This window comes from Thermincola sp. GK-1 (genome assembly GCF_059412445.1).
In genome coordinates this window covers 25448-43685 of sequence record NZ_JBSQAT010000001.1, presented here as the reverse complement: position 1 = coordinate 43685, position 18238 = coordinate 25448, and the positions used below count along the sequence as shown (strand labels likewise).

Genomic DNA, 18238 nt, shown 5'->3' with positions numbered 1-18238 from the left:
AACGCAAAATATGCATAAAAAAACACAAAATACGTCAAAAAACCGGACAAGCAAGCCATGGGGGCGGGTAAACTTGAAAAAGGGGCCTGTCAGGTTCCGAGGATGGCATGGTTTTTGCATTAATTTAATAATACCCTGGAGGGATAAGAAAATTCAGAAAAAGGGGGTGGATTCAAAAAATTCAGACCCAGTCGGAAAAAGGGGGATGTTATGAATTTATCCAATATGCATCGCCTTACGCCGTTAGATACTGACCAGACATTGTCCCTGGTATCGCAGAGTGGGCAACTGAAAAACATTGCCATCAAACTCAGTGAGCTTCTTGAGGGAGCGTTGGTTTACAGCCAGATTGTCAGCGTTTTCACCCATTATGACCTGGGTACAGTAACCGACGTTTATCAAATGCTGGGGGGTTACGTTAACAAAAGTTATGGAGTCTGTACGGAAAAGAACGGGATAAAACACTGGTATTTTGTGAGGATGTATAAGTCCGGTATTACAGAATCAGAGATACAACTGGAGCATTCCCTGATTGATTTTTGTATTGCCAATGGTCTGGATATTGCTGCCGGTTTAATCCGCACTCACAACCAAAAAACCTACGTGAAAATCAGCGAAGACAATAATGGCAAGGCCGTTGACCGTTTCTTTGCCGTATATGATTTTCTGCCGGGCGAAGATAAGTATACCTGGGACAATCCCACCCTGAATGATAAAGAATATGTCAGCATGGCAGAGGCATTGGCTACCTTCCACAATGCGGCCAGGAACTTTGACCCCCAGGGAAGGGAAAGGGTAGAACCCAGGATTATGGAGCTTTTGCCCATGCTTCCGGTGTTATTTAAGGAATTTGCCGAACGGAAGAACGAATCAAAATTTCACGTTTATTATGTAAAGAATCTACCGGAATTTCTGGAAACAATTAATAGGACCCGGATCCCCGAAGAGGACCTGGATAAAATGCCGCTAAATCCTATACACTCGGATTTTCATCCGGGGAACCTGAAGTTCAAGGACAACCGGGTGGTGGGTATTTTTGATTTTGACTGGTGTAAAATAGATTTGCGTATTTTTGATGTGGCCTTGGCCATGGTGTATGCATGCTGTTCGTGGCTGGACGAGAGCGACGGTGTTCTATTGCTTGATAAATGCCGTATTTTTCTGGAATCGTATCAACGAACATTAAGCGCACTGAATGGGTTGGCTCCTCTGAATGAGACGGAAATACACTACCTGCCCACCATGATAGCCGCGGCCAACATGTATTTGATCAACTGGACAGTTACGGCGTTTTATACAGGCAGTGACCTGAATGTTTATGAATACCTGGCATATTTGCAGCATAACGTCCGGGTGATGAAATGGATTGAAAATCACGGGGATGAAATTCTGCAAGTGGGTAAGTCTCTCGAATACTAATGCTTAAATTAAATGCAAGATGAAAGTTTTGCTTTTAATCTTTATTTGCTTTATAATTTCCTACATGTAATAACTTAATATTAGCAAGGAAGGTGATTATTAATGGGCAACGATGTCAGTCCGTTATGGTATTGGGCCGTTTTACTGGTTTATTGTTTGTTTGTGGTTTATCTCGGATGGGATGCCTACAAAAAACAAAAAAGTGCCGGCAGTGCGGAAGAGGAACACCACGATTTCTGGATTACCGGCCGTTCACAGCCTGCTTACATGGTGGGTATGTCTGTTGCATCCGGATGGATGTTAATAGGCATGATTACCTGGATGACATGGGCCACTTACGACCAGGGTCTATCGGGGCTCTGGGTTGTGGCTATACCGTGGTTTCTGTCAAACCTGCTTCAGTTTGCTCTGGCGCGTCCGTTGAGGAGAATTAAAGCAATTTCACAGTGTGAGATGCTGCAAAACCGTTTCGGTTTACCGGCACGAACATTAGCTGCCATGGTAAATATATTCTCCTATACACTGTGGTCTGCGGCGGAGTTGTATGCTGCGGCTCTAATTATGGCGCCGGCCCTGGATATCTCTGTTAATGCCATGATTATCATATATGCAATTCCTATCGCGTTGTACATGTACATGGGTGGATTCCGTTCGGTAATAAATGCCAACATTATTCAGTTTTTCATGGGTGCCATCATATTGGTTGTAACGGCGGGTGCCATGTATTTCACTGCGCACGGAATTGCGGCAGAAAACCATACAACTATCTGGGAAATGCTGAAACAACAGGCAATTATCAACGAAATGGCTTATCCTTATCAGGAGGGAGCCAAAGCGACCAACCTGTTTGCTTTTGTATCTTTATCCTTCCCGTTGATAATCATGTTTGGCCTTGTACCCGGCTGGGGAGCTGCTGAAGATTTCTGGTTGAAGGCACAGGCTGCTGTAAGCACCAAAGAAGCTCGCAAGGGAGCCATATACAGCCTTATTTACAATACCACTCTGATTGTGGCCTGTTCTTCCATTATCGGGATATTCGGCTTGATTATTTTCAAGCCTGAAGTTAAAGACGGTGTTTTACATGCGGCAAAAGTTCTGGGAGACAAGGGTGGTTATAACGTAATATCTGTTTATATCAACCAGTATATGTCACCGTGGGTCAAAGCTTTACTGATCTTCCTGCTTTCCGCCCACAGTATGTCCACTGTAGCTAACTACAGTAATGTTTCCGCCATGAACGTTTCCTACGACGTTCTCCAGCCATTATGGTATAAGAGGAAAGGCTGGTCTGACGAAAAAATTGTTAAATGGTCACGTATTATCACCTTCTTAATGGTTATTATTAACATCGGAATCGCCATGCTTTATAATATGCCGACTGTCGGAGCAACACTTAACGATGCATACTTCCTATCGTCAGGCCTATTGACTGCCGGGGTAGCGGTAATGCTTTATGCGCTGTTCTGGAAACGCGCCAACCTCTTTGGGGTAATGGCAGGAGGTATTTCCGGACTTATCGGTACCATAGTGTTCTTTATTCTGGAATACAAGGTGTGGAATTTCTCCTATACCATGCCCATCTGGGACTGGATATTCGGTAAAGGCTCAATGGCTTCCTCATACCTGGGTTATTGCGTAGTGGGCCTGGTTTGCGGTCTGGCCGGATTAATCATCGGTACCTACCTGACTGCTCCTCCGACCGAGGCGCAATTGGCTGCTGTAGCCGATGAACCGATTGACGATAACGAGGAGTTTTTCAAGGCATTGCGGGAAAACGCATAAGGGTACTGATTTTCAAGGTTGTGAAAACAGAAGTGAATGTGGTTGTTGATTGAGTTGTTATCTTGCCGGACAATCAATTATGATCCTTTTTTATGGAATCAGATTGTTGTCCGGCAGATAATTTTTAGGCCAAAAGCTTTTGACTTAGAAGAAGTCAGAATTGACTTATTAATTTTGAAAAATTCAGGCGAATCTGCGGGTTATCCGCTGGCTGTACGGGATATGTCTATTGGCACGATTTTTGCTTCAATTAAATTAACGTAAGGTGATAATGACAGTGGTTAAAATTTCGGCAAACTGAACAAAAGGGGCAAGTCTATCACGGTTCCAACGGGAGATGAGGAGTTTTTGGATAAGGACAATTCCAAGAAACAGCGACTAATTCAGGAATATGTTCCGGGCAAGCAGGTCACTCTGGCCCATGTGATTGCCCATCCGGCCCGTTCCATCTTTGAGAAACTGGGACTTCCTGCAACCGGGGCAATAGGGATATTAACCCTGACTCCTGGTGAAACAGCGATTATTGCAGCTGATATTGCTACAAAGGCGGCCCCGGTGGACATTGGTTTCCTGGACCGGTTTACGGGTGCGGTAGTAATAACCGGAGATGTGGCCGGGGTAGAAGCGGCTCTTAGAGAAGTAAACAGTGTTCTGGAAAATGAACTTAATTATTCGCCCGCAAGGATGACCAGGTCATGAGCAAGCACCGGGTTATGGTCGTGGGAGCGGTGGGCAGTGGAAAAAGCACCCTGATTTCGGCTCTCTACGGGGGCCGGGGCGAAGTAAAAAAAACCCAGGCCCTAAATTATAATGCCGGGTCCATTGACACTCCCGGAGAGTATATGGAAAACCCCTTTTTTTACAGGGCCCTTTTTGCAACTTCTCTGGAAGCAGAAATACTCCTATTTGTTCAGGATGCCACCAGAACACAATCTGTTTTTCCGCCCGGTTTTGCCGGGGCTTTTTCCAGGCGAACCATAGGTGTTGTGACTAAAACAGACCATCCCGAAGCTGATCCCGAAAGGGCCCGGGGCTTTTTAAAAAGTTTGGGATTAAGCGGTCCTGTGGTTGCCGTTTCGGCATATACAGGGGACGGGATGGATGAGTTGAAAAAGTTGCTAACTCAATTTTAATTCTCACGGAGGGAGGTAATTTCTTTGAATTTAAAGGCCAAGGTTAACAACAAAGTATTTAGTTTCAAAAGCGTGAAAGAAGTGCTGGCAAAGGCGAACGAAGAAAAATCAGGTGATATGTTGGCAGGTATCGGGGCTTCTTCTGCTTCTGAGCGGGTTGCCGCCAAGCTGGTGTTAAGCGAGCTTACTCTCGAAGATATCTATAATAACCCGGTTATTCCTTACGAGGAAGACGAGGTTACCAGAGTAATCTATGACACGCTTAACCAGCGTATTTACCAGAAATTCAAAAATTTTACGGTAGGAGAACTGCGTGATTATATTCTGGACAGTGATACCACGGGTGAGGACCTTTTGCACCTGGGGCGGGGTCTTACCAGTGAAATGATTGCCGCTGTGGCCAAACTGATGTCCAATCTGGATCTGGTTTACGCCGCGAAAAAAATGAGGGTTCAGGCCCACTGTAATACCACCATCGGAATACCCGGCACTCTTGCCTTCCGCAACCAGCCCAACCACCCGACGGACAGCATTACCGGAATCATGGCCAGTGTAAAAGAGGGGCTTACTTTCGGCAGTGGTGATGCCGTAATCGGAATTAACCCTGTTGAAGATAATCCGGAAACCGTAGGCAGGATTTTGAGCACAATTAAAGAGTTTATGGAAAAATGGGAGATTCCCACACAGGTCTGTGTACTGGCCCATATTACCACGCAGATGAAAGCGGTAGAAAAAGGTGCACCGGCTGACTTGTTGTTCCAGAGCATAGCCGGTACCCAAGCGGCCAATGATGCCTTTGGGGTTACTGCTGCCATGCTGGAAGAGGCTTATCAACTGGCGTTAGTCAAGGGAACCGGTACTGGGCCGAACCTGTTGTATTTTGAAACGGGGCAGGGTTCAGAGATTTCCCTTGACTGTCACCATGGAGTAGACGAAATGACTCTGGAAGCCAGGACCTACGGTTTTGCCCGGAAGTTCAGGCCCTTCATGTTAAACAACGTCTCCGGCTTTATCGGTCCGGAAACCATTTATGACGGTAGGGAAGTTATCCGGGCGGACCTGGAAGACCTGTTCATGGGCAAACTGCATGGGTTGCCGATGGGTATTGCCCCCTGCTACACAAACCATATGAAGGCTGACCAGAATGACCAGGAAATCGGTACCATGCTGTGCGCCATGGCCGGGGCTAACTATTTCATGGGGGTTCCTGGGGGTGACGATGTCATGCTCAGTTATCAGGATACCAGTTATTATGATGATGCCAGTGTCAGGGAAATTCTTGGGTTGAGACCCCTGCCGGAGTTCGAAAAGTGGTTGGAAAAGATGGGTATTATGGAAAACGGGAAACTTACCAAACGGGCCGGCGACCCATCAATATTTGATGAATAATTAGGGGGTGACACCGATGGAAATGGAACAACTGATTATTGAAAATGTGGTAAAAGAGCTTGCCAAAAGAGGATTACTGGGAAATGCAGAAAGTACAGAACCGACGATACAGAAAAAAAGATTAGAGGTGAACACCGGTGCAGATGTAAATGATAATCCGGGCCAGGAACCTATTGAGGTCCCGGATATCAGTGGTGTATGGGTTCCCAATCCGGCTAACTATGAAGCCATTGTGGCCATGAAGAAAGAGACTCCTGCCAGAATCGGTTTATATCGGGCGGGCACAAGGCCGAAAACAAAGGCGTTTTTGAAATTTCTAGCTGATCATGCGGCGGCAATGGATGCTGTTTTCTTGGATGTGTCGGAAGAATTTCTCGAGCGAATGAACCTGTTCTGTGTACAGACAAAAGCAAAGGACAAAGAAGAATTTCTGAAACGGCCTGACCTGGGGAGAAAGCTTTCCGATGAGGCGGTCAAGACTGTTTTGGAAAAGTGCCAGAAGGACCCACAGGTACAAATTATTGTTGTTGACGGACTCAGTTCTTCTGCTATTGAGGCCAATGTGCCCGATGTTTTACCGGTATTGACCCAGGGTTTGACGGCTGCAGGGATCAAAGTGGGAACACCCTTTTTTATCAGAAACGGCCGGGTCGGGGTTCAGGACCATGTTGGAATGCTGTTAAATGCCGAAGTGATTATCTCCTTGATTGGTGAGCGGCCAGGACTTGTGACTGCTGACAGCATGAGCGCCTATATTATATACCGGCCAAACGAAAAGACTGTCGAAGCTGACAGGACTGCTTTCTCTAACATTCATAAAGGAGGCACTCCCCCTGCTGAAGCAGGCGCCCACCTGGTTGATGTAATTAAACAAATACTGGCAGCCAAGGCCAGCGGCATGAAACTCAATCTGCACGCATAAAACAGGTGGTTTCAGGTGAACAAATCAGAAAACGTGAACTGCCAGAGCATCATAAGCGTGGGCATTGACATCGGTACAACAACCACTCAACTGGTTATTAGCCGCATGACTATAAGAAATACGGCTCCCGGGTCGTCGGTGCCGCGCATGGAGATTACCGACAAGGAAGTGTTGCACAGGAGCAAGATTTATTTTACTCCCCTGCTGGACCACCATATTATAGATGCTGCTGCTGTTTCCGGTATAGTGGAAGAGGAATACCGGACAGCGGGGTTAACACCCGGAGATATTGATACAGGAGCTGTTATTATCACAGGCGAAACGGCCAAAAAGGAAAATGCCAGAAAGATTGTTGAGTCTATGGCTGGTTTGGCGGGAGATTTTGTTGTAGCCACCGCCGGCGTTAACCTGGAATCTATTCTTGCGGGCAAAGGCTCAGGGGCGGCGCAGTATTCAAAAGAAAAGCACCGCGTTACTGTAAACGTCGATGTTGGCGGCGGAACTGCCAATATAGGCGTTTTTAAAGAAGGCAGGGTAATTGACACGGCTTGCATCAATATTGGAGGGCATCTGATAGAACTGGAACCCTGCACTGATAAAATCATCTACATTGCCGATCCTGCAAGGATTGTGCTGCGGGAGTGCGGGTTTCAGTGGCAGGTGGGAGACCGTGTGGGGATTGAGGAACTGAAAACTGTGGCCCGGCATATGGCCGGAAGTATTGTAGAGGCTATCACATCAACTGACATCTCAGACATGACCCGTGAATTATTGATGACACCTCAGTTGAAACTGGATTATCCAGTGGAAATCGTTATGTTCTCGGGTGGAGTGGCGGATTATGTATACAGTGATTTCCAACCGATTTCCGTTGCCCAGGTTTCGCGATACGGAGATATCGGACCTCTGTTGGGGTGGGCTATCAGGGAAGAGTCAGCCCGTGCCGGCATCAGTCTGGAAAGACCCGGCGAAACCATCAGGGCTACGGTAATAGGCGCAGGCGCCCATTCTGTAGATATCAGTGGCAGTACCATCACTGTGGAAGATACCGCTCTTCCAATACGTAATGTGACTGTCGTTTCTCCCTTCAGCCGGGAAATGCCGCAGTCGACGGCAGAAATTGCTGACCAGATCAAAAGGGCTGTGCACCGGGTGATTTCCGACGGTTCTGCTGAGAGTGTGGCCTTGGCCATGGAAGGCCCAAAAACCATTTCATTCCAGGCCATTCAGGACCTTGCAGAGGGCCTGGTGCAAGGCATGGCAGGTTTTATTTCCAAAGAAAGACCTTTAATTGTTGTATTGCGCAAAGATTGTGCCAAGGTGCTTGGGCAGACTTTGCAGCTAAAATTAGGGCATGCTGCTGATGTAATATGTGTTGACCAGGTAGAAGTCGGTGAAGGCGACTTTATTGATATCGGAAAACCTATAATGGGTGGCAGAGTCGTACCGGTTGTGGTCAAAACGCTGGTATTTGAAAACCTGAAAATCTGAAATGAGCAATAAACAAAAGGAGGTTTAGACAATCCGATGGCAATTTTAGACCCTATTAAAGCGGAAATTCTGGCGGTAAGAATGATACCGAATGTGTCTAAGGATTTGGCCGAAAGTCTAAATTTAAGGCCTGACCAGAGAAGTATAGGGATGTTTACCTGTACTATAGACGATGTTGGCTATACCGCCATTGATGAAGCCACAAAAAAGGCAGAGGTGGAAGTTGTTTACGCAAAATCTTTTTACGCCGGCGCTGCCCATGCATCAGGACCTTTGTCCGGTGAGTTTATTGGTATATTAGCCGGCCCTGATCCGGCTGAAATAAAAGCGGGTTTATCGGCGGCTGCTCAGACTGTCAACGAGGAAGCCTTCTTCTATGCCGCTGATCCGGAGGGGAAAATAGCTTTTTATGCGCACACCATTTCCCGGACCGGCTCTTATCTCTCCAAGGTAGCGGGGATCAAAGAAGGGGATGCCCTAGCCTACCTTATTGCTCCTCCTCTTGAGTCTGTATTTGGCGTGGACGCAGCTCTTAAAGCTGCTGATGTAAGGATGGCCGTATGGTACGGGCCTCCAGGTGAAACCAACTTTGGTGGCGGATTGCTTACCGGTTCACAGAGCGCCTGCAAAGCAGCTACTGAGGCTTTCCGTGATGCTGTTCTTGGTGTAGCCCGTAGTCCCAAGGATTATGCCATTTAATTTACTGTCAGCCAAAAGGCTACGGGGAGGCCGGGTAATATGAGAGTAATTACGGAATCAGAGCTCAGGGAGCTGTATAAGCAAAAGGAATTTACTTCTTTCACAGTACCGGCCGGGGTAAAACTGACGCCTTCGGCACTACAGTTTCTCAGTGAGCGAAGGATAAAAGTTATTGAGGAATCGGCTAACAAAAAGGCAGCGGCACAGATGCCGAAGGCTCAGTTCCACGCGAACAGCAGTGGAAGCCCTCCAGGCGGAAGTCCGGCAACCCACGAAAACAGCGGAGAAAAACCTGAGCATATGACCCACTTGCGGGGCAGCACACTGGTGTTAAAAAACCATCCACGCATTAAATTCAGAGGCAAGTTAGATTCCTTCGAAGCGTTTTTAATCGAAGCTATCGTAGAAGCAAAAAATGCTGGATACGGGGATTTGGCCCAGGACCTGCACCAACTACTGGAGTACAGCCGGCAAATTATGAGCGCCGAGGTCAGAGAACAACCTTTACCTCCGCTAAGTTATCGCGGATTGTCGTTACAGGAAATCAGGGAACATTCACATAAACCGGACAAGTATTACGGGGTAGGCCACATTACGCCTCAGCCTGCCCACGGCAAATTGATGGCTCTGCTGAATCTTCTCCGGACCCAGTGCCGTGAACTGGAGTTGGCGGCGATGGATGCTTTTTGCGGGCAACCGGCTGAAGTAGAGCGCCCGGACATTATCCAGGCCTTAAATAGGTTAAGCAGCCTGATTTACATCATGATGATTCAGTTAACCGCAGGTCGCTATAAAGTTGGTTGTTGACAGATGGGAGAGAAACTACGTTGAAAAACTTGGACGACGTGAACAGGGTTATAGCGGAATTTGCCAACAGAATATCTAACCCCAAGCCTGTAAAAAAGGGTGCCAGGCTTTATACCGGGGTGGATTTGGGGACGGCCTACATTGTCCTGGCGGTTGTCGATGAAGAAGGGACGCCGATAGCAGGCGCTTCACGTTTTGCTCAGGTGGTAAAAGACGGCCTGGTGGTTGATTACCTGGGAGCCGTCGGCATTGTCAGAGAGTTAAAAAACAAGCTGGAAGAAGATTTGAATACCGAACTGGAACTGGGTGGAGCTGCATATCCTCCAGGGACAGAGGTAGGTGACCAGCGGGCAATTCGCAATGTTGCCGAGGCTGCCGGTTTCGAAGTAACGGCTCTGGTGGACGAATGTACAGCGGCAAACAAGGTTTTGGGCATCCAAAATGGGGCCGTCATTGATATAGGGGGCGGTACTACCGGGGTTGCCGTTTTAAAAGGTGGAAAAGTTGTATACGTTGCTGATGAGCCTACGGGAGGAACCCATTTTAACCTGGTCATTGCCGGGGCATGCAAAGTGTCCTTTGAGGAAGCCGAAAGTTTAAAACAGGACCCGCATAAACAGCTAGAACTGTTCCCTATAGTGAAACCCGTAATGCAAAAAGTGGCCTCTATAATCAACAGGCATATTCAAGGTCAAAATGTGGATGCCATCTACCTGGCCGGTGGGACAAGCTGTTACGCAGGAATTGAAAAGGTAATCAGGGACGAGACGGGGGTCCCTACCTTTAAACCCGAAAATCCTTTCCTGGTAACTCCGCTGGGAATTGCCCTCAGTGTTCCCAGGAGTTAGGAGGGATTAGATGCATATCCAGTTTATAAAATCCCCTTCCAGAGGCGCCTTGTCAATGTTGGCCAGGAGGAGTCCCGGTCAGCCGGATCTGGAACAAAATCCACCCGCGGCAATAGGGCTAGTACAGGGGAACCTAGCTGAAATGGTTGCGGCTGCAGATATTGCTGAGAAAGCGGCTCAGGTAAAGGTAGAGGAAATCAGAGGGGTTTGCCCCCAACATTTCACCATGATTGCCATATATGGCGATACCGCTGCCGTGGAGTGCGCCCTTAAGGATATAGCGGACAGATTTGAAATCCCGTGGGCCTCCGCCGGGCAGCGATGACGGGTGTGATGAGGTGAAAAGATGATTATTGGAAAAGTAGTCAATAGTATATGGTCGACACGAAAGCTTGACTGCCTAAACGGACTGAAGTTAATGGTGGTCAAAACCCTGGATAAGCCGCCCGGTCGCTATATTGTTGCCGCCGATTTTGTGGGAGCAGGGATTGGCGAAAGAGTGCTGGTTACCCAGGGCGGGTCCGCCAGACGAGCGCACGGCCTGGATAATACTCCTGTTGATGCCATAATTGTAGGAATTATAGATGAAAACCAGGAAGAGCCACTAAACGGGGTGGTTGAATGAAAGCGGAAACGATTAAACTCGTGCGAGAAGCAGGGGTAGTGGGCGCTGGAGGGGCAGGATTCCCTTCTCATGTGAAAATAGCGGCCGAGGCAGAATTTATAATTATCAATGGCGCTGAATGCGAGCCTTTATTGAGGGTGGACCAGCAATTGATGGCTGCCCGGGCAGAACGGTTAATTAAAGGCATAGAGGCAGTAATGGATGCTACCGGGGCTTCCAGAGCCTTCATAGCTCTAAAGTATAAGTATAAGGAAGCTATAGAGGTCCTGACAGAGGCAACAGCCGGAAAACCTGTAGAAGTTTTTAAGCTGGGGGACTTTTTTCCGGCCGGTGATGAACAGGTTTTAGTGTATGAGGTAACGGGCAGGGTGGTCCCGGAAGGGGGTATCCCCCTCAAGGTCGGATGCGTGGTCACTAACGTTGAGACTGCTATCAATATCGCCAATGCCATCGAAGGTATCCCTGTCACGGAAACCTACCTTACCGTAACCGGTGAAGTGGAACAGCCTGTTACTCTGAAACTTCCCATCGGAACAAGCATTTCCGAAGCGTTGGCCCTGGCTGGAGTAAAAGATATGCAGAATAAAGCTGTCATTGACGGGGGGCCCATGATGGGACCGGTTCTGCCTGATGTTTCTCAGCCCGTAACTAAGGTTACCAAAGGCTTGATAGTTCTGCCGGCAAACCATAAATTGATAGTCCTTAAAAGCCTGCCATGGGAAACGGTCGTAAAGAGATCCAGGTCAGTATGTATTCAATGTTCCATGTGTACCGAGGTTTGCCCACGTCATTTGCTGGGACACCGGTTAGCCCCACATAAAATTATGCGGGGACTTGCCTGGATGAGGCCAAATGAAGACACGAAAACGGCGTTACTCTGCTGTGAATGTGGAGCATGTGAATTATATGGATGCCCTATGCAGCTTTCTCCCAGGCAGGTAAACGCGGCAATCAAAAGAGAACTTGGCAAACAGGGTATAAAATGGGCCTCATCAGATAACTCCACCAATGTCTCCATTGTTCGTGAATACCGGAAAATACCGTCCAAACGGCTGATAGCAAGGCTTGGGTTAACTGCATACGACCAACCGGCCCCGCTCTCTGAGGAAACTTATGTTCCCAGACTAGTCCGTATTCCTTTGCGGCAACACATTGGCGCGCCAGGTATCCCGGTGGTGCATGTAGGTCAAAAAGTGCAAAAAGGAGATTTAGTAGCCGCAATACCGGAAAGCGCCCTGGGCGCAAATGTTCACGCCAGCATTAACGGTACTGTAACAGCGATAAAGGACTATGTAGAGATCGAATCGGATGGGGAGAGAGGTGGTGAATCATGATCCGGGCCATTGGTTTAGTTGAGTTTAACAGCATTGCCAAAGGAATAGAAGCAGCAGACATTATGTTTAAGGCAGCACAGGTAGAGCCCCTTGTCTGCCGGACTGTTTGTCCGGGTAAATATGTAGTTCTGGTCTGGGGTGATGTGGCTGCTGTGCAAAGCTCCGTTAAAGCAGGTATAAACCAGGGCTCAGCTTCCGTTGTTGATGAATTTGTACTGCCGAATGTTCACCCGTCCGTGATTCCTGCTATAAACGGCACGGCCCAGGTAAATGAAATCAGGGCTTTAGGCATAATCGAAACCTTTTCGCTGGCTTCGCTGATAGTGGCTGCCGATACGGCAGTGAAAGCTGCTGAAGTTGATTTACTGGAAATTCGTTTGGGGCTGGCTATCGGCGGTAAGTCTTTTGTCACCCTTACTGGGGATGTGGGCGCCGTTAAGACGTCCGTTTCAACCGGTGCGGCTACCGCTGCAGAGAAAGGGTTGTTGGTTAATCAGATAGTTATCCCTTCGCCGCACCCCAACCTTAAACCACACCTTTATTGATAAAATATGCGGAGATTTTGCACTGAGGTTTAAAAATATCGAAAGGGAGGTGAAAAGGTGAAAAAACTCATTACTGCTGCGGATGTCAAAAAACTTTCCGCTTCAGGGCAGGCGGTACTGTATGTTGAACCGGGCACCATTATTACACCTTCGGCCAAAGACCTGGCCAAAGAAATGAAAATTACAATCAGTTATGAGACGCCTCCTGAACAACCATCTTCTGGCATAAAAGGGCAGTTTTCGACAACAAATGAAGCTTTGGACACCAAGAAGCATACTGTCAGTTCTGTTACAAAAATAGAAGACATTCCTCCGCATCTGATTGCTGAAATTGTGAAAAAAGTGTTGGATTCTTTGCCCGGTGTGCCAAAGGAACCTAATCTGGTCAGAGAGGTTGATGGTTCCGGTGTTGTACTGGTAAAAGGCAATTCTGTAAAAATGGAACCTTTTGATGCGGGTAATCCGAACCTCAAAGTAGGCATTCGGGAGACCATGACCCGTGAATTGAGTCCCCACCTGGCTGCAGGGTTTATGGAAATGGAAGAATCGGCTTTTGATTGGACGCTAACCTATAATGAAATGGATTATGTGATTGAGGGCACCCTGGATATTACAGTGAACGGTAAAACGTACAGGGGCCAGGCCGGGGATGTGTTCTATATCCCGGAAGGGACTTCCGTCACCTTCTCTACTCCGGATAGATGCAAATTCTTTTATGTTACCACCCCGTGGCCCGCATTCCTTTAATACGAAGGACCGGAGTCCATGGAACATCATTGATTAAAATATAGGAAACAAAAAACTAAATTAATCAGGAGGGTTATGAATTATGACAAATGCATTAGGAATGATTGAAACAAAAGGCCTGGTTGCAGCAATAGAGGCTGCAGACGCTATGGTCAAGGCTGCTAACGTAACTTTAATCGGTAAGGAGCATGTCGGCGGCGGATTGGTTACTGTTATGGTAAGAGGCGACGTAGGCGCCGTAAAGGCTGCTACCGATGCTGGCGCTGCTGCTGCGCAGCGGGTTGGCGAACTTATTTCAGTACACGTAATCCCAAGACCTCACGGAGATGTAGAGTTTATCCTTCCCTCCATAAAAAAATAATCTTGCCGGGAGATTTGGGAAATGAATCAAAAAGCTTTGGGAATGATTGAAACCTACGGACTGGTTGCCGCTATAGAAGCTGCTGACGTGGCGCTGAAGACGGCTGCTGTCGAACTTATTAACTACGAAATTGTAAAAAGCGGCCGGATTATGATTGCCATATACGGAGAGGTGGCAGCAGTCCAAGCTTCTGTGACGGCTGGCGCTGCTGCTGCCGCCAAAATAAACACAGTTTTTAGCGCGCATGTAATTCCTAGGCCTCTTGCTGACCCACGGCTCCTGATTAAACACAGGGATTCGGAAGAAGGACCTCTCAATCCAGGTGATGGCAGTCCGGATTCAGGCGGTAATGGCCCGGGACCGGTGTCCCCGGAAGAATATACAGAAAAAGAAGGCATTAATGAAGGCATTAATAATGAGGCTCTGGAAGAAGAAGGGCCGGGAAATATTCAGTCAAGGGCACCGGAAAATTTGGGAAATAGCGGCATGACAGTTTCAGACGAACAGGCGCAGTTACCTCCCGGTTTAGAGCACTTAAAGTCTATGTCAGTAGAAGAACTGCGCAGGTTAGCCAGGCGAACAGAAGGTATTGCCATTAAAGGCAGGCAAATATCCAGAGCCAACAAAGAAAAATTAATAGCTGAAATTGTACGTGCCAAGAAAAATTAGAAAATGCATAATTTTACCCAGAGAAAACCCAGGAAAGGAGGCAAAACTTGGAAATGGCCTTTGATTATGATCTTATTTCTATCCAGGAAGCAAGGGACATTGCCCGCAAAGCCAAAGCTGCCCAGGAGATTCTGGCCGAATTTTCCGAAGAGAAAATTAACCGTATTGTGGCTGCTATGGCGGAAGCAGGCAAAGCCAATGCCGAGTGGTTGGCCAAGATGGCAGTGGATGAAACCAAGTTTGGGGTTTTTGAGGATAAGGTAACTAAAAATATTTTTGCATCAACTAATGTCTATGAATATATAAAAGACATGAAAACAGTAGGGGTGCTTAAGGAAGACCCCGATAAAAAGATAGTGGAAATAGCTGCGCCTGTTGGTGTAATCATGGGGATTATTCCCTCTACAAACCCGACTTCCACCACCATATATAAGGCTCTGATATCTGTTAAAGCCGGCAATGCTATTGTCTTTTCTCCCCATCCGAACGCTGCCCGGTGTACTTATGCGGCTGCCCAGGTCATGCATGAGGCGGCAGTCAAGGCCGGCGCTCCCGAAGGGATTATCGGCTGCCTGACCAAAACCACCATGGCTGCTACACAAGAGCTGATGCGCCATGATGATATAGCGATGATTCTGGCAACCGGCGGGTCCGCCATGGTTAAAGCGGCTTATAGTTCAGGCAAGCCTGCTTATGGTGTAGGGCCCGGTAATGTGCCTGCGTTTATTGAGCGTACGGCAGATGTTAAGCAAGCGGTCGCTGACATCATCAGGAGTAAAACTTTCGATAACGGCGTAATCTGTGCTTCTGAACAGGCCATAATTGTGGATGAGCCCATCAAAGACCAGGTAATAGCCGAATTAAAGGCTCAAGGCGCTTATTTCCTGAACAAAGAAGAAATAGAGGCTGTCAGCAGGGTGGTCATGACTCCCCGGGGCGGCATGAATGCGGCTATGGTAGGCAAGAGCGCTCAGGTTATTGCCGAGAAGGCGGGTATTAAAATCCCTGTTGGAACTCGTATTTTGATTGCCCCATTGGATGGGTATGGACCTGATTATCCGCTATCCTATGAAAAACTTACAACTGTGCTGGCTTTTTATACTGTTAAAGATTGGCATGATGCCTGCCTCCTGAGCATTGAACTGCTGAAACTGGGAGGTATTGGGCACAGTTTTGTGATTCATACTCAGGATGAACAAGTAGCGCGGGAATTTATTCGTAAACCGGTGTTCCGTATTCTGGTCAATACTCCGTCGGCACTGGGAGGCATTGGCTATACAACAGGGTTGGCTCCTTCCCTGACCTTGGGATGTGGGTCCTGGGGAGGTAGCAGCACGTCAGACAACGTCACTCCGCTGCACCTTATCAATATTAAAAGACAAGCCTACGGCTTGCGGCAGGCAGCGCCTGGAACAGCTCAGCTTTCCAATGCGGGGCGGTTCACCTCAGAAGATATTGCCGATGTGGTCAAGGCGGTTTTGACCCAACTTCAATGCAAGGCTACCGGCTGATAGGGCAGGTGGGAACCGTTGGACAGGGAAGAACTGGTTTCAATCATAACAGAACAGGTTATCAGCCAGTTACAGCAAATGGCTAAAGTTGCGCCTGCCGATCACAGGAATAAAAAAATCCCATTGGGTATTTCCAACCGCCATGTGCATATTTCGGCAGAAGACCTGGCAACGCTATTTGGTAAGGGCGCCCAGTTGACCAAGTTGAGGGATCTTTCACAACCCGGTCAGTTTGTAAGTGAACAGATGGTTACCCTGGTGGGTCCCAAGGGAGTCATAGAAAAAGTCCGCGTTTTGGGTCCCGTAAGAAAGAAAACGCAGGTAGAAATTTCAATTTCTGACTGTTTCAAGTTAGGCGTAAAAGCGCCTATCAGGGATTCAGGGGACCTGGAGGGCTCGGCGCCTATAACGGTGGTAGGGCCGGTGGGATCAGTAACCTTGCCGGAAGGCTGTATCATTGCTGCCCGGCATATCCATTTGCATCCTGCCGATGCCGAAATTTTCGGTCTAAAAGATGGCGACCGGGTCAATGTAAAATGTTCCGGCCCAAGAGGGATAATATTCACAGAGGTGCTGGCCAGGGTTAATGAAAACTACAGGCTGGAAATGCACCTTGACGTAGATGAGGCAAACGCTGCTTCCCTAAGGAACGGTGATTTGCTGGAGATTGTATAACGGGGGCCACACAGCCCTTCGGTTGTGTGACCGCCTTAAATAAGCAGAAGGAAGATGAAGCATGAAGGTTTTGGTAATTAATTCCGGTAGTTCATCATTAAAATACCAACTGTTCGACATGAAAGAAAGACAGGCAATAGCAAAAGGGCTGGTAGAGCGAATCGGTATTCCGGGGTCCCGCCTGACCCATTACCCTGCAGACCGGGAACCTTATAGGGTGGAGCGGGAGATTAAACATCACGGTATGGCCCTGGAGATTATTTTTGATGCATTGACCCATGCCGGGCATGGAGTGATAAACAACATTAAGGAAATTGACGCAGTTGGACACCGTGTAGTGCACGGAGGAGAGATATTCAAGGGGCCGGTCCTGGTGGATGATGCTGCCAAGGAGGGAATCAGGCGGCTTGCCGAACTGGCGCCCCTTCATAACCCGGCGAATCTGCTGGGTATAGAGGCATGTGAAAGACTTCTCCCCGGCATCAGGCAGGTGGCAGTATTCGATACCAGCTTTCATCACACAATACCGCCTCATGCGTACATGTATGGCTTGCCTTATAGATATTACGAGGAATACGGAATCCGCAGGTATGGATTTCACGGGACATCCCATAAATATGTGGCCCAACGGGCCGAAGCATTGTTAAGCAGACCGCTACAGGAACTTAAAATTATATCCTGCCATCTAGGGAGTGGTTCCAGTATAACCGCCATTCTGGGCGGATGTTCGATAGATACCAGTATGGGTTTTACCCCGCTGGAAGGTCTCACAATGGGCACAAGAAGCGGAGACCTTGACCCGGCCATTATCACGTATTTAATGGAGAAAGACAATTTGTCTCCGGCACAAATCAACAAAATTCTTAACCACATGGGCGGTGTGCTGGGGGTTTCCGGCTTAAGCAGCGACTTCCGTGACCTGGAAAAGGCTGCTGCTGAAGGGAATAAACGGGCCAAGCTGGCTATTGATTTGTTTGTACACAGGGTAAAAAAATATATCGGCGCTTATGCAGCTGAACTAAACGGCCTTGATGTACTTATTTTCACTGCCGGTTTAGGAGAGAATTCGCCCGAGATAAGAGCAGCCATCTGTCAGGGACTGGATTACCTGTATCTATGGGTCGATCCGGAGAAAAATATGGTCCGGGGCCGGGAAGCGGATATATCAACATCGGGTTCGAGGGTAAGAGTACTGGTGATTCCTACGAATGAAGAATTAATGATAGCGTCGGAAACAATGCAATTGATAAATTAATTGTTCCCCCGGTTATTCGGGTAATG

21 protein-coding genes are annotated in these 18238 nt (G+C 47.9%); all 21 read left to right on the top strand.

The window, feature by feature from the left end:
• Positions 1-210: 210 nt before the first annotated feature.
• The 21 genes from ACSNJE_RS00250 (at position 211) to ACSNJE_RS00150 (ending at position 18212) form a co-directional block, all read left to right on the top strand.
• Entirely contained in the window at positions 211-1419 is a 1209-nt protein-coding gene (locus tag ACSNJE_RS00250) for a phosphotransferase (protein ID WP_495251688.1), read from the top strand.
• A gap of 102 nt (positions 1420-1521) precedes the next feature.
• Positions 1522-3201, top strand: a complete 1680-nt coding sequence (locus tag ACSNJE_RS00245; protein ID WP_052218669.1) for a sodium:solute symporter family protein — start codon at positions 1522-1524, stop codon at positions 3199-3201.
• A 42-nt stretch (positions 3202-3243) separates the two neighbouring features.
• Positions 3244-3465, top strand: a complete 222-nt coding sequence (locus ACSNJE_RS00240) for a hypothetical protein (protein ID WP_052218670.1) — start codon at positions 3244-3246, stop codon at positions 3463-3465.
• Between the two features lie 84 nt (positions 3466-3549).
• On the top strand, positions 3550-3900 hold the full coding sequence (gene eutS, locus ACSNJE_RS00235) for an ethanolamine utilization microcompartment protein EutS (protein ID WP_052218671.1): 351 nt from the start codon (positions 3550-3552) through the stop codon (positions 3898-3900).
• The gene (locus ACSNJE_RS00230) at positions 3897-4334 is read left to right on the top strand and encodes a EutP/PduV family microcompartment system protein (RefSeq protein WP_013118958.1); all 438 of its coding nucleotides are present in this window, start codon (positions 3897-3899) and stop codon (positions 4332-4334) included. The genes eutS and ACSNJE_RS00230 overlap by 4 nt, the downstream gene beginning before the upstream one ends.
• Before the next feature lie 24 nt (positions 4335-4358).
• Positions 4359-5723, top strand: a complete 1365-nt coding sequence (locus tag ACSNJE_RS00225; protein WP_474774058.1) for an ethanolamine ammonia-lyase subunit EutB — start codon at positions 4359-4361, stop codon at positions 5721-5723.
• Between the two features lie 16 nt (positions 5724-5739).
• On the top strand, positions 5740-6645 hold the full coding sequence (gene eutC / locus ACSNJE_RS00220; RefSeq protein ID WP_013118960.1) for an ethanolamine ammonia-lyase subunit EutC: 906 nt from the start codon (positions 5740-5742) through the stop codon (positions 6643-6645).
• Positions 6646-6660: 15 nt separating this feature from the next.
• Positions 6661-8136 carry an ethanolamine ammonia-lyase reactivating factor EutA gene (locus tag ACSNJE_RS00215; RefSeq protein ID WP_495251687.1) on the top strand — a complete coding sequence of 492 codons (1476 nt, stop codon included), beginning with the start codon at positions 6661-6663 and terminating at the stop codon, positions 8134-8136.
• Between the two features lie 36 nt (positions 8137-8172).
• On the top strand, positions 8173-8835 hold the full coding sequence (eutL, locus tag ACSNJE_RS00210; RefSeq protein ID WP_013118962.1) for an ethanolamine utilization microcompartment protein EutL: 663 nt from the start codon (positions 8173-8175) through the stop codon (positions 8833-8835).
• Between the two features lie 39 nt (positions 8836-8874).
• Positions 8875-9642 (top strand): cobalamin adenosyltransferase family protein, encoded by a 768-nt coding sequence (locus tag ACSNJE_RS00205; protein WP_052218675.1) that lies wholly within the window; start codon positions 8875-8877, stop codon positions 9640-9642.
• A gap of 20 nt (positions 9643-9662) precedes the next feature.
• Positions 9663-10490, top strand: a complete 828-nt coding sequence (gene eutJ / locus ACSNJE_RS00200) for an ethanolamine utilization protein EutJ (RefSeq protein ID WP_474660212.1) — start codon at positions 9663-9665, stop codon at positions 10488-10490.
• A 10-nt stretch (positions 10491-10500) separates the two neighbouring features.
• Complete coding sequence (locus ACSNJE_RS00195; protein WP_052218677.1) at positions 10501-10815, top strand: BMC domain-containing protein; 315 nt, start codon at positions 10501-10503, stop codon at positions 10813-10815.
• Positions 10816-10836: 21 nt separating this feature from the next.
• On the top strand, positions 10837-11115 hold the full coding sequence (locus tag ACSNJE_RS00190; protein ID WP_013118966.1) for a EutN/CcmL family microcompartment protein: 279 nt from the start codon (positions 10837-10839) through the stop codon (positions 11113-11115).
• Positions 11112-12449, top strand: a complete 1338-nt coding sequence (locus tag ACSNJE_RS00185) for a 4Fe-4S dicluster domain-containing protein (protein WP_495251686.1) — start codon at positions 11112-11114, stop codon at positions 12447-12449. Before ACSNJE_RS00190 ends, ACSNJE_RS00185 begins: the two co-directional genes overlap by 4 nt.
• Positions 12446-12994: a BMC domain-containing protein gene (locus tag ACSNJE_RS00180; protein ID WP_474774062.1), complete on the top strand. Its 549-nt coding sequence runs from the start codon at positions 12446-12448 to the stop codon at positions 12992-12994. The genes ACSNJE_RS00185 and ACSNJE_RS00180 overlap by 4 nt, the downstream gene beginning before the upstream one ends.
• 57 nt (positions 12995-13051) lie before the next feature.
• Positions 13052-13741: a cupin domain-containing protein gene (locus ACSNJE_RS00175; protein WP_495251685.1), complete on the top strand. Its 690-nt coding sequence runs from the start codon at positions 13052-13054 to the stop codon at positions 13739-13741.
• A gap of 79 nt (positions 13742-13820) precedes the next feature.
• Entirely contained in the window at positions 13821-14102 is a 282-nt protein-coding gene (gene eutM / locus ACSNJE_RS00170; protein WP_242653755.1) for an ethanolamine utilization microcompartment protein EutM, read from the top strand.
• A 21-nt stretch (positions 14103-14123) separates the two neighbouring features.
• Positions 14124-14771 (top strand): BMC domain-containing protein, encoded by a 648-nt coding sequence (locus ACSNJE_RS00165; protein ID WP_052218680.1) that lies wholly within the window; start codon positions 14124-14126, stop codon positions 14769-14771.
• A 53-nt stretch (positions 14772-14824) separates the two neighbouring features.
• Complete coding sequence (locus ACSNJE_RS00160; RefSeq protein WP_013118972.1) at positions 14825-16282, top strand: acetaldehyde dehydrogenase (acetylating); 1458 nt, start codon at positions 14825-14827, stop codon at positions 16280-16282.
• Positions 16283-16300: 18 nt separating this feature from the next.
• Positions 16301-16957 carry a phosphate propanoyltransferase gene (gene pduL / locus ACSNJE_RS00155; protein ID WP_013118973.1) on the top strand — a complete coding sequence of 219 codons (657 nt, stop codon included), beginning with the start codon at positions 16301-16303 and terminating at the stop codon, positions 16955-16957.
• 61 nt (positions 16958-17018) lie between these two features.
• Positions 17019-18212 (top strand): acetate/propionate family kinase, encoded by a 1194-nt coding sequence (locus ACSNJE_RS00150; protein WP_052218681.1) that lies wholly within the window; start codon positions 17019-17021, stop codon positions 18210-18212.
• Positions 18213-18238: the final 26 nt, after the last annotated feature.

Bases quoted from the DNA above. Each gene is read 5' to 3' on its own strand.
- ACSNJE_RS00165 (WP_052218680.1), top strand. From the start codon at position 14,124: ATGAATCAAAAAGCTTTGGGAATGATTGAAACCTACGGACTGGTTGCC.
- ACSNJE_RS00230 (WP_013118958.1), top strand. From the start codon at position 3,897: ATGAGCAAGCACCGGGTTATGGTCGTGGGAGCGGTGGGCAGTGGAAAA.
- eutC (WP_013118960.1), top strand. From the start codon at position 5,740: ATGGAAATGGAACAACTGATTATTGAAAATGTGGTAAAAGAGCTTGCC.
- ACSNJE_RS00245 (WP_052218669.1), top strand. From the start codon at position 1,522: ATGGGCAACGATGTCAGTCCGTTATGGTATTGGGCCGTTTTACTGGTT.
- ACSNJE_RS00195 (WP_052218677.1), top strand. From the start codon at position 10,501: ATGCATATCCAGTTTATAAAATCCCCTTCCAGAGGCGCCTTGTCAATG.
- ACSNJE_RS00190 (WP_013118966.1), top strand. From the start codon at position 10,837: ATGATTATTGGAAAAGTAGTCAATAGTATATGGTCGACACGAAAGCTT.
- ACSNJE_RS00180 (WP_474774062.1), top strand. From the start codon at position 12,446: ATGATCCGGGCCATTGGTTTAGTTGAGTTTAACAGCATTGCCAAAGGA.
- ACSNJE_RS00185 (WP_495251686.1), top strand. From the start codon at position 11,112: ATGAAAGCGGAAACGATTAAACTCGTGCGAGAAGCAGGGGTAGTGGGC.
- ACSNJE_RS00160 (WP_013118972.1), top strand. From the start codon at position 14,825: ATGGCCTTTGATTATGATCTTATTTCTATCCAGGAAGCAAGGGACATT.
- ACSNJE_RS00250 (WP_495251688.1), top strand. From the start codon at position 211: ATGAATTTATCCAATATGCATCGCCTTACGCCGTTAGATACTGACCAG.
- ACSNJE_RS00150 (WP_052218681.1), top strand. From the start codon at position 17,019: ATGAAGGTTTTGGTAATTAATTCCGGTAGTTCATCATTAAAATACCAA.
- eutL (WP_013118962.1), top strand. From the start codon at position 8,173: ATGGCAATTTTAGACCCTATTAAAGCGGAAATTCTGGCGGTAAGAATG.
- ACSNJE_RS00205 (WP_052218675.1), top strand. From the start codon at position 8,875: ATGAGAGTAATTACGGAATCAGAGCTCAGGGAGCTGTATAAGCAAAAG.